The organism is Bradyrhizobium sp., assembly GCF_036735945.1.
Classification (GTDB): domain Bacteria; phylum Pseudomonadota; class Alphaproteobacteria; order Rhizobiales; family Xanthobacteraceae; genus Bradyrhizobium.
Window position 1 is genome coordinate 1 of sequence record NZ_DAINNI010000004.1, and the last position, 12,566, is coordinate 12,566.

14 protein-coding genes and 1 pseudogene are annotated in these 12,566 nt (G+C 65.3%); 4 read left to right on the forward strand and 11 right to left on the reverse strand.

What is annotated here, in order from left to right:
* Window positions 1-49: 49 nt before the first annotated feature.
* Window positions 50-949 carry an alpha/beta fold hydrolase gene (locus V7E26_RS02405; protein WP_324413096.1) on the reverse strand — a complete coding sequence of 300 codons (900 nt, stop codon included), beginning with the start codon at window positions 947-949 and terminating at the stop codon, window positions 50-52.
* Window positions 950-1,049: 100 nt separating this feature from the next.
* On the opposite strand from V7E26_RS02405, the gene V7E26_RS02410 reads away from it, so the two are divergent.
* The gene (locus V7E26_RS02410; RefSeq protein ID WP_324413098.1) at window positions 1,050-1,277 is read left to right on the forward strand and encodes a hypothetical protein; all 228 of its coding nucleotides are present in this window, start codon (window positions 1,050-1,052) and stop codon (window positions 1,275-1,277) included.
* On the opposite strand, the gene V7E26_RS02415 is transcribed toward V7E26_RS02410, so the two are convergent.
* Window positions 1,262-2,047, reverse strand: a complete 786-nt coding sequence (locus V7E26_RS02415) for a helix-turn-helix transcriptional regulator (protein WP_324413100.1) — start codon at window positions 2,045-2,047, stop codon at window positions 1,262-1,264. The genes V7E26_RS02410 and V7E26_RS02415 overlap by 16 nt on opposite strands.
* A gap of 106 nt (window positions 2,048-2,153) precedes the next feature.
* On the opposite strand from V7E26_RS02415, the gene V7E26_RS02420 reads away from it, so the two are divergent.
* On the forward strand, window positions 2,154-3,236 hold the full coding sequence (locus tag V7E26_RS02420) for a zinc-binding alcohol dehydrogenase family protein (protein WP_324413102.1): 1,083 nt from the start codon (window positions 2,154-2,156) through the stop codon (window positions 3,234-3,236).
* A gap of 14 nt (window positions 3,237-3,250) precedes the next feature.
* On the opposite strand, the gene V7E26_RS02425 is transcribed toward V7E26_RS02420, so the two are convergent.
* Entirely contained in the window at window positions 3,251-4,186 is a 936-nt protein-coding gene (locus V7E26_RS02425; protein ID WP_324413104.1) for a division plane positioning ATPase MipZ, read from the reverse strand.
* Between the two features lie 327 nt (window positions 4,187-4,513).
* Between V7E26_RS02425 and panC the strand changes: the two genes are divergently transcribed.
* Window positions 4,514-5,365, forward strand: coding sequence for a pantoate--beta-alanine ligase (gene panC / locus V7E26_RS02430; protein WP_324413106.1), 852 nt, complete (start codon window positions 4,514-4,516; stop codon window positions 5,363-5,365).
* Window positions 5,366-5,398: 33 nt separating this feature from the next.
* On the opposite strand, the gene V7E26_RS02435 is transcribed toward panC, so the two are convergent.
* From V7E26_RS02435 to V7E26_RS02450, 4 genes and pseudogenes are all read right to left on the reverse strand, one after another.
* On the reverse strand, window positions 5,399-5,839 hold the full coding sequence (locus V7E26_RS02435; protein WP_324413107.1) for a DUF1489 family protein: 441 nt from the start codon (window positions 5,837-5,839) through the stop codon (window positions 5,399-5,401).
* A gap of 56 nt (window positions 5,840-5,895) precedes the next feature.
* On the reverse strand, window positions 5,896-6,852 hold the full coding sequence (locus tag V7E26_RS02440; protein ID WP_324413109.1) for a hypothetical protein: 957 nt from the start codon (window positions 6,850-6,852) through the stop codon (window positions 5,896-5,898).
* A gap of 149 nt (window positions 6,853-7,001) precedes the next feature.
* Entirely contained in the window at window positions 7,002-7,205 is a 204-nt protein-coding gene (locus tag V7E26_RS02445; protein ID WP_171712330.1) for a hypothetical protein, read from the reverse strand.
* A 252-nt stretch (window positions 7,206-7,457) separates the two neighbouring features.
* Window positions 7,458-8,113: pseudogene (locus V7E26_RS02450) on the reverse strand (glutathione S-transferase family protein).
* A 102-nt stretch (window positions 8,114-8,215) separates the two neighbouring features.
* Between V7E26_RS02450 and V7E26_RS02455 the strand changes: the two are divergent.
* The gene (locus V7E26_RS02455; RefSeq protein WP_324413113.1) at window positions 8,216-8,893 is read left to right on the forward strand and encodes a DUF599 domain-containing protein; all 678 of its coding nucleotides are present in this window, start codon (window positions 8,216-8,218) and stop codon (window positions 8,891-8,893) included.
* Window positions 8,894-8,904: 11 nt separating this feature from the next.
* Here V7E26_RS02455 and V7E26_RS02460 read toward each other — a convergent pair whose 3' ends face one another.
* The 4 genes from V7E26_RS02460 to mgtE all read right to left on the reverse strand — a co-directional run bounded on the left by V7E26_RS02460 (window position 8,905) and on the right by mgtE (window position 12,534).
* Entirely contained in the window at window positions 8,905-9,762 is an 858-nt protein-coding gene (locus tag V7E26_RS02460; RefSeq protein ID WP_324413115.1) for a hypothetical protein, read from the reverse strand.
* A 34-nt stretch (window positions 9,763-9,796) separates the two neighbouring features.
* Window positions 9,797-10,615 (reverse strand): aldo/keto reductase, encoded by an 819-nt coding sequence (locus V7E26_RS02465; RefSeq protein WP_324413117.1) that lies wholly within the window; start codon window positions 10,613-10,615, stop codon window positions 9,797-9,799.
* 93 nt (window positions 10,616-10,708) lie between these two features.
* Window positions 10,709-11,035: a helix-turn-helix domain-containing protein gene (locus V7E26_RS02470; protein WP_324413362.1), complete on the reverse strand. Its 327-nt coding sequence runs from the start codon at window positions 11,033-11,035 to the stop codon at window positions 10,709-10,711.
* A gap of 65 nt (window positions 11,036-11,100) precedes the next feature.
* Window positions 11,101-12,534: a magnesium transporter gene (gene mgtE, locus V7E26_RS02475; RefSeq protein ID WP_324413119.1), complete on the reverse strand. Its 1,434-nt coding sequence runs from the start codon at window positions 12,532-12,534 to the stop codon at window positions 11,101-11,103.
* Window positions 12,535-12,566: the final 32 nt, after the last annotated feature.

The window sequence follows — 12,566 nt, forward strand, 5'->3', positions numbered from 1 at the left end:
GTATCATCCCGATGTTGAATCATGACTCACTTCCCAGGGAAAGTGGGTACTAGTTGGCGACCGGCTTGTTCTTCGGCTGCGGGTTGCTCGCCAGCGGGGTCGAGAGCGGCACCGGTCCCGGGCTGGAGGACAGCACATCCGGCACCTTGGTCTGCACCGGCTTCAAGGCGCCGCTCTTGTCGGACTCGTCGAGGAACTTGTCGAGCATCGACTGGATCGAGGACTTGGCTGCCTCCGGTCCGGTGTCGCGCATGTCGTTATGCTGGAAGCCGGTATTCACGACGGTGATCCCGGCCTGCTCGCACTGCTCGTCGTCAGGCACGACGCCAGGGTCCGCCTTGAAATGCGTGTCCTTGGAGCGGAACGACAGGATCTTGAACTTGCCGTCGGTCAGGAACGGCACGCGCAGATTGTCCAGCGTCACGACCTTCTTGATCTCGTCGGGATACTCCTTGGCGAAATACATCGAGATGTCGCCGCCCATGGAGTGGCCGACCATCGTCACCTTGTCGTAGTCGGCATTGGGCTGAATCTTCTTCAATTCGTGAATGGCGAAATGGATATTGGCGACGCCGCGCTGAATCTGCGGCAGCCGGCCGACATAGGGCTCGCCGACCTTGGTCACCATCGGCGGGTCGGTCGGCAGATCGTGCTGCGGGCTGATCGCGAGATAACCGCGCCACGCGAAGACGTTTGAGAGGAAGGAGTACTCGGTATTCTTGACGGTATTGCCGTGGTTGAGGATCGCAACCGGCAACTTGATCAGGCCGGCATCGGCCTGCATTTCCTTGTCGCGACGGACCGCGATCGACACGGGGACGAGACGATTGTCGCGATCCGGATCGTGAAGCACGATGGTCTCATGACGGATCGCCCACTTGGTCGCGGTGACATACGCGACAGCGACCAGCACGGTGAGTGAAAGCAGAACGAGAATTCCACGTTTCATTGTCGTCCTCGCGCCCCCGTTAGGGGCCATCCCTGTTTGAGACTCTTCCGGTCTCCTGCCGATGATATATGTCACGTTGAGGTGACATAAAGGCCAAATCTTGTGTATTGACCGCCTGATCGTTGTGCGGCGCACCCATTTCCCGGGCACCGCTCAAATCCCGCAAATTGACCCCGTTTTTAGTTACGACGCCTTCCATCAAGCTTTGGTTCGATGGTTAGATAAAAGTCTAGTGAAAACGGGCATGCTGCCGGTCTGGTTCCAGCTTGCCGGCAGCCCGACAGGTGCAGAAATACCAATTGGCCGAAAAAGCTACGCCGCCGTGTAGATGACGAGCTTCAGCGCCGGGTCGTCATTGGCCTGAAAACTCACATACTCCAGCTTCAGCCGGCCCCTCTTGGGATGGATCAAGGATTTTCGTCCTGCCGCGGCCCCGCTGACGTCATGGGCCTCCCACCAGCCCGCAAATTCCGGGCAGCCCTCCCGCAGCCGCGCCAGCAGGTCGCGAAAGGCCGGATCGCCAGCCCAGAGGTCGTGCGTCGTCCGAAACTGCGCGACCATGCGCCTCGCCTCGTCAGCCCATGACGCGCCGAACAGCCGCCGCGTCGCAGGGTTGGTCAGCACCGACAGCAAGCTGTTGCGGTCGGCTTCCTCAAGCCGGCTGAAGGCAAAGATGTCGTCCGCCGCGGCATTCCAGGCGAGTACGTCCCAACGCCTCCCGGTAACGTAGGCAGGCAAATTGAGCTGCTCGACCGCGCGCAGGATGGCGGCCGGAACGATCTCGCGGACGAAGGCGCGCCGATCGGCATTCTGCGCAAGTTCGCGCAGATGCCGGTGCTCGGCCTTGGTCAGCCGCAGCGCGCGCGCCAGCGCGTCGAGGGTTGAAGCCGAGGGACTGACCGAGCGCCCCTGTTCAAGACGGATATACCAGTCGACGCCGATGCCGGCGAGTTCGGCCACCTCCTCGCGCCGCAGTCCCGGCGTGCGCCGGCGGCGGCCGTCCGGCAGGCCCACCGCCTTCGGCGTCAGCTTCTGCCGCCGCGACCGCAGGAAGTCGCCGAGTTCGCCTTGCCTTGAATCCATTGCCGACAAGGCCATGCGCGCGCTCCGCAACAGGGGTTTGGTAGTCCTAGGATAATACCAGGTCTTGTTGAGGCGGCGAAGCCTGCCGAGAATGCGGGTCACAACGAAATGAGGAGGCCCCATGAAAGCTGCCGTCCTGAATGCGTTCGGATCACCGCTTGCGATCGAAACCGTCCCCGAGCCGCGGCTCGGCACCGGCGAGGTCATTGTCGATGTCTCGGCGAGCCGCGTGCTGGCCTATGCCGGCGAGGTGCTGAGCGGGGAGCGAAAATACCTGATGGAACTACCGATGGTGCCCGGCCCCGGCGCGATCGGCCGCATCAGTGCCACCGGTCCCGATGCGACCCGCCTTCGCCCCGGCGACTGGGTCTATTGCGATCCGACGGTACGCTCGCGCGACGATGCGGTATCGCCCGACATCGCCCTGCAGGGCCTCACCGCCGGCAGCGAGGCCGGCCTGCCCCTGCAACGGTACTTTCACGATGGCGCCTGGGCCGAGCAGATCCGGGTGCCGACCGAGAACGCGGTGGCGATCGGCGACATCGCGGAGCAGGACGCCGCGCGATGGTGTGCGCTCGGCACCCTGCTCGTGCCCTATGGCGGCTTCCTGGCCGCGCAGTTGCAGGCCGGCGAGATCGTGTTGGTCAACGGCGCCACCGGCAGCTTCGGCAGCGCGGCGGTCGCCGCCGCCTTGGGCATGGGCGCGCAGTGCGTGGTCGCGACCGGACGTAACGAGCAGGTGCTGGCGGAGCTGTCGCGGCGGTTCGGCGGCCGCGTCCGGACCGTGCCGATGCGCGGCCAGGAGGCCGACGATCGCACGCGCATCCTGCAGGCCGCACCCGGCCCGATCGACTGCGTGCTCGACATCCTGCCGCCCGCGGCCAGCGCCGTGCAGGTACGGGCCGCGATCATGGCGGTACGGCCGTATGGGCGCGTGGTGCTGATGGGTGGCGTCGGCATGCTCGGCGGCGCCGGCCTCGATCTGCCCTACCCCTGGCTGATGCGGAACTGCGTCACCCTGCGCGGACAATGGATGTATCCGCCGCACGCGGCCACCCTGATGGCCGGCCTGATCCGCGCCGGCCTGGTCGACCTCGATCAGTTCGAGGTCACCGCGTTCGGCCTCGACCGCGCCAACGACGCGGTCGCGCATGCCGCCGCTAACTCGGGCCCCTTCAGGATGACGGTGATCCAGCCGCGATAGGCCGGCCAATCGGATCAGGCGCTGATGATGTCGCCAAAGATGTCATGGATTTCGAGCGGCTTGTCGACCTGGGTGAACCACTCGGCGCGGTTGGCGGCGCGGCGACGGCCGCGCTCGTCGAGCGGCAGCTTGAGCTGGCGCAACAGGCTGGTCACTTCCTCGCGCGCCGTCACATGGCCGAGGCTGGGCCGCGTGCCCAGCGTCGCCTCGTCGATATCATCCAGCGCCGTCAAGCCGCGCGGGAAGAACTCGCGGTAGACCACCCGCTCGGCAAAACCGTCGATCGAACGGAAACCGAGCCGCAACGAAAGGTCCTTCAGGCTGTCGGCGACGAGCTGCTTGTTGCGCGAGCCGATCATCGACAGGCGGTTGCGGACCACGATCCAGTCGGTGGTGGCGCCGTCGAGCTGGCGGCGCTTGCGCCTGCTATCGCGGACCATCTCCGCATAATGGCTCTCGCCGATCACTGTATAGGTCGCGGGATCGACGGTTCCGAGCACGTCGAAATCCAGGAAGCTGTCGTTGATCGGGGTCACCAGCGTATCGGCCATCGAATGCGCCAGCCGCATCAGGTAGGAGTCCGACCCCGGCGTATCGATGACGATGAAATCGAAGGCGCGCTCGACCGTAGCCACCGCCTCGGCGAACTGCTGGAACTCGGAGTTTTCATTGTCGGCGATCTGCATGGTGTCGCCGAGCTTGATGCAGTAGTGCACCGGGATTTCGAGATCGAGGCCGGTGCGGCGCGCCCACGCGCTGCGATTGGCGATGTAGCGGGTGAAACTTTGCTGGCGGCAGTCGAGGTCGATGGTGGCGACGCGCTGTCCGGCCTTCAGCAACGCAACAGCAATGTGCAGGGCGGTGGTGGATTTCCCGGATCCGCCCTTCTCGTTGCCGAGCACGACGACATGCGCCGAACCCAACTGACCCTGACTCGCTTGAACCAACATGACTCACCCCGCAAGTTATCTTCAAATCACGCGCGACTGCGCGTCAAGTGAAATGCGCGACGACGCATTCAAATCGCTCGCGGTGTGTCTTAATCATGAATCCCCTCGCCGCGGATTTCGTTCCGTCACAGCGATCAGGCAGCAGCAAACAGAGGGCGCGCAGTGTTGGCGCAGGGCCGCCGCAGGCTTGCCAGGACTGCCGCAGGCTTGCCATGTCCGCGCAACCTTGGCGGCAATGCTCTGGCCTTATAAGGTCGGCCCGCCCGCCGAACGATCGGGGCCGTGAGCCCCTCGCCCCCGTCACCCGTTGCAAGAGACCGAAGCCAGATGTCGCGAAGTCCCGTGATCGTCCGTACCGTTCCCGCATTGCGTCGCGCCATCGAGGCCTTGCGCGCCCGAAAGGCTGAAGTCGCGCTGGTGCCGACCATGGGAGCGCTTCATGACGGGCATGTGTCGCTGGTTCGGCTCGCCAGGCGCCGCGCGCAGAAAGTCGTCGTCTCGATCTTCGTCAACCCGACGCAGTTCTCACCGACAGAGGATTTCGGTTCGTACCCGCGCACCTGGAAAGCCGACCTCGCCCGGCTGACCGAGGAGAAAGCCGACCTGGTCTGGAATCCGGACGTCAAGGCGATGTACCCGGAGGGCTTCGCCACCAGGATCGTGCCGGAGGGTCCGGCGACCGCCGGGCTGGAGGACCGTTTCCGGCCGCACTTCTTCGGCGGCGTCGCCACCGTGGTCGGCAAGCTGTTCACGCAAGTCAGGCCCGATTTCGCGATCTTCGGCGAGAAGGATTTCCAGCAATTGCGGGTGGTGACGCAGATGGCCGCCGACCTCGACCTTGGCGTCAAGGTGATCGGCTCGCGCACGGTGCGCGAGCGCGACGGGCTCGCGATGTCCTCGCGCAACGTCTACCTGTCGACCGGGGAACGGCAGATCGCGCCGACGCTCTATCGGGCGATGAAGGACAGCGCCCGGCGGCTCAAGGCCGGCGAGGATGTCGAGGCGGCGATGGCGGCCGGCCGCCAACAGATCGCCGCCGTGGGCTTCGCGCTGGACTATTTCGAGGCCCGCCACGCCGCGACGCTGGCGCCGATCGGGTCGCTGAAAGAAGGACCGGTGCGTATCCTTGTTGCCGCCAAACTCGGCAAGACGCGCCTGATCGACAATATCGGCGTGTAGCCGTGCAGCCGGGCGCCGGCGCGCCGCCCCCGGTCAGAGCAGCCCGAGATCGCGCAATTCGCGCCGCATCGGCTCCGGCATCGCCGCCACGCCGGCGGCGGAGGACCTGGAAAGGTCCGGCGGCACGGCATCCTCGGCCAGATAGCGCCAGCCCTGGAACGGGCGCATCGGCCGCGGCGAGACAGCGAACACCTTCGGCTGCATCACGAGGCGGCACCGTCCGATCCCATCCTTGTCGCGGAACGGCTCGATCGCGATGATCTTCTCGCGCGCGGCGATTTCGCCCTTGATCACCCAGTACAGCGAACCGCCGGCAAGGAGTTCCTCGTCGCGCTTCGGCGTCATACGGGTGATGTGGACGTGGCGAAGCGGCAGGCCCTTTTTCCTGGCGGTCGCCATGCGCTCGGCAACCCAGCCTTTGAGTTCCTTGACCGACTCGCAGCCGACGGCAAGCTTGATGAGATGAAGCGGCATGATCACGCCGATGTAGCGGGCCGTGCGCGCTTTGAAAAGATCACTCCCTGTGGAGATCACTGCTCATTGTCGGCGCTCGCAGCCGCCGGAGTTGATGGTGCGAGCTGGACCGGCGCGGTGGACGGTCGCTTCGGCGCCGGCGCCGACTTCCTGGCGGCGGCCTGTGCGGGAGGTGGCGGCGTTGCCGGACGCGGGGCGGCCTGTGTCGCCGGCGCAGCAATGGCGGGTGGAGACGGCTTCAGCGGCGGCTCGGGGTTCATGATGCTGACCGCCGGCGTCGAGGCCGAGGTCGGGAATTCGGCATTGGTCGGCTTGCCTGTCGGCACCGATGCCGGCAGCGCCGCCATCATGCCGTTCGCGGCTTGCGACGGCGCATTCCACGCCGCGGCATAGCGCATGACGAGGGTTTCGTAGACGCGGTCTTCCATGTTGGTCGCAATCTGGCGTGTCTCGGTGAGCGAGCGGAACGCGCGGCAGGACGACGGCGTGCAGCGATCGCGCACCGCCAGCACATAGGCCATCAATCCATAACGGTCGCGCTCGACGGCGCGGCGCAGCGCCAGCAGGTCGGAGCCCGCACCCTTGTTCGCGGTGGCGACATCGCCAAGCGAGGTCAGCAGGGTGATCTGCGAGGCAGCATAGGCGACGGCTGCGGCGACCGACTCGGCGGAGCCGAACAGCACCTTCTCGCACGCGGCCAGCACGGCATCGCCGGCGAGTTCGTCGATGCAGGAAAGCTGCGGCAACGGCGCAGTCGCCGTCTGGACCGGACGCGCCTCCACCGGCTGGGCGACCGTCGCCGGGCCGAAGCCGCGCAACGCCACTGCGCCGGCGATGCCGACCACGAACAGCGTGATCAGCGCCAGCACGCCGTTGGCCACGGATCTCTCCGAACGCAGCAGCGTGACGAGCACGACCAACCCGACAAACCCGGTGGTGGCCAGCGTCAGGTAAAGTGGAAGGTTCGGCGAGCGCCAGATGTGATCCAGCGAGGCAGCCCAATCCCAGTTCATGCAGTATCCCTTACGCAGCAATCATACAAAGCCGAAACACGAATGCGTCTTTCCCGCATTCGCTTTTCGGCAGAATGGTTTTGCGAACGGGGCCTTTTGACGGCGCTACAGATCGAACTACGTCAGCAGGCTAATTGCACACTACTGTGTCAGGAAATCGCGAGCTGGCTTTCCTTGGCGACCCGTTCGAAAGCTTCGGTCGAGCTTTTGATGCGATACTGGCAGTCGTCGCCATCGGTCGGCAGTAGCCGGACGACCTCATAGGTGCCGCTGGCGGCCGGACGGGCGACGTTGCTGGCAGTAAAATAGACAGTCTCTCCAACGGAGTACTTATGCTTCAACGCCCTCTCCATTACGCAAGAACGCCGGCCGCGCTCACGGTCCCGCTAGCTTTCGGCCGACTTGAGAACCCTGCGGCAACCTAGCACAGCCGCCTTGCCAAAAGCCAGCAGCTTCGAGGCATGGCAAGCACGCAAATTCCGCATATTTTTCAGTGTGGTATGCGTGCAATCCTAGAGGTTCCCTGGAAACCGCGGGGGCCGGCCCGGAGCCGGGTTGTCCAATATTGGACACCCATCGGAGCCCCGCCGCCCCGCCCTGCGCGATCAGACGGTTTCGAAGCGCTCGATCACCAGGGTCTCGGCAAGGCCGGCGCGGGTCCACTCCTGAAACGCCGGCAACGACGTCATCGCATCGTAATATGTCGCGCCCCTCCCTGCACCTCGATCGCATAGGTGCGGAAGCGGTGCACCACGGGCGCAAACATGGCGTCCGCCGCGCCGAACGCACCGAACAGGAACGGCCCCTCCTTGCCGTAACGGCTGTGGCAGTCGGCCCAGATCTCCTGAACGCGCGCGATGTTGGCCCGCGCATCATCCGACAGATCGACCGCGCCAACCGGCCGGTGCAGGTTCATGCCGCATTCATTGCGCAGCGGCATGAAGCCCGAATGCATCTCCGCCGACACCGAACGCGCATGCGCGCGGCGGGCTCGATCCTGCGGCCACAGCCTCGCATCAGGATATTTCTCGGCGAGATATTCCATGATCGAAAGCGAATCCCACACCGTGACCTCGCCGTCGATCAGCGCCGGCACCTTGCCCGAATCCGAAAAGCTCAGGATGCGGTCCTTGTCGGCCGTGTCGTTGGTGTAGAGCGGGATGAACACTTCCTCGAAGGGGATGTCGTTGGCGCGCAGCGCCAGCCACGGCCGCATCGACCATGAGGAATAGTTCTTGTTGCCGATGACCAGTTTCAACATTTGCGGGGGACATCCTGTTGGAACCGGCATCTTGCCATAGTGCTCCGCACGCGTTCAACCTGTACATCACGATGCCGCACGCCATTATCGGGGATGCCGCACATGGCCGCCTATTGGGTCGATATCGCCGCCGTCGCATTCTTTGTCGCGGAGTGGCTGGCTTACGGCTTTACGCTCGAGCACACCGCTTACGGCCGCGACAGCCTGTCGGCACGGATGAATGCCTATCGCGAGGTCTGGGTGCGCAACATGCTCGATCGCGAGGCCCGCATGGTCGACATGCAGATCATGGCCTCGCTGCAGAACGGCACCGCCTTCTTCGCCTCCACCAGCCTGATCGCGATCGGTGGTGCGCTGGCCTTGCTGCGCGCCACCAACGACGCGCTCGCCGTGCTTCGCGAGTTGCCGGTGGATCTCACCCCCTCGCCGGCGCTGTGGGAGATCAAATGCGTCGGGCTGATCCTGATCTTCATCTACGCCTTTTTCAAATTCGCCTGGTCGTATCGGCTGTTCAACTATGTCGCGATCCTGCTCGGCGCGATGCCGCCCTCGTCGCAGCGCGATACGGCGGAAGCGGAAACCCATGTGATGCGCACGACCCGCCTGTTCGAGGCGGCGGGACGGCACTTCAACCGCGGCCAGCGCGCCTTCTTCTTCGCACTCGGCTATCTCGGCTGGTTCGTCAGCCCGTGGGTGTTGCTGGCGACGACCGCGCTCGTCGTTGTCGTCACCTGGCGGCGGCAGTTCGCGTCAAACGCCTGGCGGGCGATGGGGAGCTAGACTAAGACGCACTAAGACGCGTTGAAATCCTGCGGGGTAAAGCTGAGGTCGATCACCTTCCATTCGCCGTAGCGGTCTGCCGGCAGCATCGCGTAGGGCTGGCACGCCTGCAACGCACGGATGGCGCCCTCCATCAGCAACGGTCCCTTCATGGACGCGCTGGCCTCGATCAGGATCGGTTCCGCCGCCAGCCTGCCGTCCGGTGTCATCAGGATGCGCAGCTTGACCCTGACGTCGTCGCTGCTTGCCAGCGACGCCGGCAGTTTCGAACAGGTCCTGAGGTGCCGACGGAATTCCGCAACGACGCTGCTCGATATGTCGGCAGCCTCGGTCGCCGGCCCGTCGAAGGCGTCATCGCCCTTGCCCTGCGCTGGCGCGGATGCCGGCGGCATGGGAGACAGGTCGGGCGGCAGGCCAAGCAGCACCTGATATTTGATCGAGATATCCGGCTCGGGCGGCTTGTAGGCCGGCGCCGCCGGCTGTGGTGGCGGCTGGACAGCCGGCCGTGGCTGGGCTGCGGGCGGCGTGGCGAGCGCCGCCTGCTTCTGCGGTCGCGCGTCAGGTGCAGGCTGTTGTTGAGGGGCCGGCGGGGGTACGGCAGCAGGTTTTTCAGTCGCGGCAAAATCGAGCGGTGGCGTCGGTTCCGGCCTGGTCTCGGCTGCCTGTTGTTCAGCCGGCTGTTCGGGAATGTCCTGCGGCGTCACAATCTCGACCGGGACCTGCTCGGCAGTGACAGCGCCGAACGGATGCACGTCGGAAAACAGCAGCAGCAGCGTCAGCAGCGACACATGCGCGACCGCCGACGCCGTGATGTCAGGAGATATGATCCGCCGCAATTCCATCGCTTCGGAACGTTGCTGGAAATTCAATTCCTGCCAGCATAGCGTCGGCGTGCGCGGCCGCTCAATCCCATTTCGGCGCGAAACCGGCATCCGTCAGCCTGCCGCCGGCCGTGCCCATGGCGGAAATCTCCTGCATGTCCTCATCCGACAGTTCGAAATCGAAGATCTCGATGTTCTCGGAGAGCCGCTCGAGTTTCGACGTGCGCGGGATCGCCGCCACGCCCTGCTGGACCAGCCAGCGCAGGCCAATTTGCGCCGCCGTCTTGCGGTAGCGATCGCCGATCCGCAGCAGCGCGCGGTCGTTCTTGATGCGGCCCTTGGCGAGCGGATTATAGGCCACCAGCGCCATGCCGTGACGGGCACTGGCCTCCATCACCCTGGCCTGGTCGAGATAGGGATGATACTCGACCTGGTCGCACACCAGCGGCTCCGGACACGAGGCCACCGCCTCCTCGATCAGGGCCACGGTGAAATTCGACACGCCGATATGCCGCGCGAGCCCCTGTCGCTTGACCCGCGCCAGCGCACCCAGCGTCTCGGATAACGGTATGTGCGGGTTCGGCCAGTGCAGGAGCAAGAGGTCGACCTCGGTCAGGCGCAGCCGCACCAAGCCCTCCTTGGCGGAACGTTCGAGATCGTGGGGCGCGAAATGCGAGGGCCATATCTTGGTAGTGAGAAATATCTGGTCACGCTTCACGCCGGAGGCGCGCAGGCCCTCGCCGACCTCGCGCTCGTTGTCGTACATCTGCGCAGTGTCGATGTGGCGATAACCGAGCCGCACCGCCTGCTCGACGATGCGCGCGCAGGCGCGCCCGCGCAATTCCCAGGTGCCCAGCCCGATCGCTGGAATCCTAGCGCCTTTGGCTTCCACAAACATCATTGGTTGCATCCGCGAGTTCAGCCCCATTATGGGCTGCGGAAGCGGCGATGCCAACAGACAGCGCTCCAGGGCAGCGCTGCGTCGAAAGCAGGCTTAAGCGGGCGACGGCTCCGCAGCCAGTGCCTCGAAAACCGTTTGCGGCGAGTGGGCGATCACCGCGAGCAACGCCCGCGCCGGTCCGCGGGGGACACGCTTGCCCTGCTCCCAGTTCCTGATCGTCTCCACGGGCACGCCGAGCCGCGCCGCGAATTCGAGTTGGGTGAGCTGGGCCCGGCGGCGCAGATCGCGCACCGCAGGCAGCGGCGCGGTTTCGTTGGGAGCCCCGGTCGGTGCCTCCGGCATGACAGGCGCAAGCGGGAATTCCTGCCCGTCGCGCAGTTCGACGATCCGTCCGTCCGCTTTCAGCCGCAAGCGTTGCATGTTGACCTCGTGAGCCAACATCATCGGACAACCGCCTTAAGAGGCGATTAACGATAAATAAGGCGCTACTTCAGCCCGAACCACAGCGTGGCGATGCCGAGGAACGAGAAGAAGCCGACCACGTCGGTGATGGTCGTGACGAAGGTCCCGGACGCCACCGCCGGATCGGCGCGGACCCGCTCCAGCACCATCGGGATCAGGATGCCGCCGAGCGCCCCGGCGACGAGGTTGCAGATCATGGCAAGGCCGATCACGATGCCGAGGCCCGGGATCTTGAACCAGGCCACCGCGGCGACGCCGGTGATGACGGCAAAGGCCAGCCCGTTGACGAGGCCGACCATCGCCTCGCGCATCACGACGCGCCACGCATTGTTGGAGCCGAGCTCGCGGGTCGCCAGCGCCCGCACCGCCACCGTCATGGTCTGGGTCGCGGCGTTGCCGCCCTGGCTCGCGACGATCGGCGCCAGCACTGCAAGCGCCACCATCTTTTCGAGTTGGCCTTCGAACAGGCCGAGCACGGAGGACGCCAGGAACGCCGTCGCCAGATTGACCAGCAGCCAGTTGAAGCGGGCGCGCGCGATGGTCCAGACATTGTCCGACAATTCTTCGTCGCTGGTGACGCCGCCGAGCGCCTTGAGATCCTCGTCCGCCTCTTCCTCGATGACGTCGACGACGTCGTCGATGGTGATGACGCCGACCAGGCGATTGGTGGTGTCGACGACCGGCGCAGCGACCAGGTTATACTTGCCGAACATCCGCGCGACCTCTTCCTGGTCGTCCAGCACCGAGACGCGGCGACGGTCCTCCTCGACGAGGTCAGCGAGTTGCACCGGGCGGCGCGCCCGCAGCAGCGTGTCGAGCGAGACCGCGCCCTGCCAGTGGCTTTCCGCATCCACCGCGTAGATTTCGTAGAAGCGGTCGGGCAGATCGGGGGTGTCGCGCATGTAGTCGATCGCCTGCCCCACGGTCCAGTCCGGCGGCACCGCGATGAACTCCGAGCTCATCCGCCTCCCTGCGGAATTCTCCGGATAAAGCAGGCTGCGCTCCAGCGGCTCGCGCTCGGCCGGCGGCAGCTTGTCGAGGATCTCCTCCTTGTCCTCCTCGTCGAGGCCTTCGAGCAGTTCGACAGCGTCGTCGGATTCCAGCTCGCGGACGCCCTCCGCGACCGTCTCCGGTTCGAGTTCCTCGAGGATTTCCTCGCGGACGGCGTCATCGACCTCGTTCAGCGCCGAGAAGTCGAAATCGGTGCCGGTGATCTCGACGAGGGTGACGCGATCCTCGGGCTCGAGCGCGGCGATCAGATCGCCGAGATCGGCCTCGTGCAGCTCCGCGACCACCTCGCACAGCAGTGGCCGGTCGGCGGCGTGGATCGCGCGCGATATCTCCTCGACAAACTCGTGACGGAGCTGCCCCTCCTCGTCCCGCATCAACGGGCGGTCGAGCACGGCGCCGGATGCCGACAGCGCCTCGGCTTGGGCAACGTCGATATTCTCGGCCATGCCACGCCTCGCCCGGTTTGACAGATGGAGGG

Bases quoted from the DNA above. Each gene is read 5' to 3' on its own strand.
- V7E26_RS02465 (WP_324413117.1), bottom strand. From the start codon at position 10,615: ATGATGTTTGTGGAAGCCAAAGGCGCTAGGATTCCAGCGATCGGGCTG.
- V7E26_RS02420 (WP_324413102.1), top strand. From the start codon at position 2,154: ATGAAAGCTGCCGTCCTGAATGCGTTCGGATCACCGCTTGCGATCGAA.
- V7E26_RS02445 (WP_171712330.1), bottom strand. From the start codon at position 7,205: ATGGAGAGGGCGTTGAAGCATAAGTACTCCGTTGGAGAGACTGTCTAT.
- V7E26_RS02405 (WP_324413096.1), bottom strand. From the start codon at position 949: ATGAAACGTGGAATTCTCGTTCTGCTTTCACTCACCGTGCTGGTCGCT.
- panC (WP_324413106.1), top strand. From the start codon at position 4,514: ATGTCGCGAAGTCCCGTGATCGTCCGTACCGTTCCCGCATTGCGTCGC.
- mgtE (WP_324413119.1), bottom strand. From the start codon at position 12,534: ATGGCCGAGAATATCGACGTTGCCCAAGCCGAGGCGCTGTCGGCATCC.
- V7E26_RS02435 (WP_324413107.1), bottom strand. From the start codon at position 5,839: ATGCCGCTTCATCTCATCAAGCTTGCCGTCGGCTGCGAGTCGGTCAAG.
- V7E26_RS02455 (WP_324413113.1), top strand. From the start codon at position 8,216: ATGGCCGCCTATTGGGTCGATATCGCCGCCGTCGCATTCTTTGTCGCG.
- V7E26_RS02470 (WP_324413362.1), bottom strand. From the start codon at position 11,035: ATGCAACGCTTGCGGCTGAAAGCGGACGGACGGATCGTCGAACTGCGC.
- V7E26_RS02415 (WP_324413100.1), bottom strand. From the start codon at position 2,047: ATGGCCTTGTCGGCAATGGATTCAAGGCAAGGCGAACTCGGCGACTTC.
- V7E26_RS02440 (WP_324413109.1), bottom strand. From the start codon at position 6,852: ATGAACTGGGATTGGGCTGCCTCGCTGGATCACATCTGGCGCTCGCCG.
- V7E26_RS02425 (WP_324413104.1), bottom strand. From the start codon at position 4,186: ATGTTGGTTCAAGCGAGTCAGGGTCAGTTGGGTTCGGCGCATGTCGTC.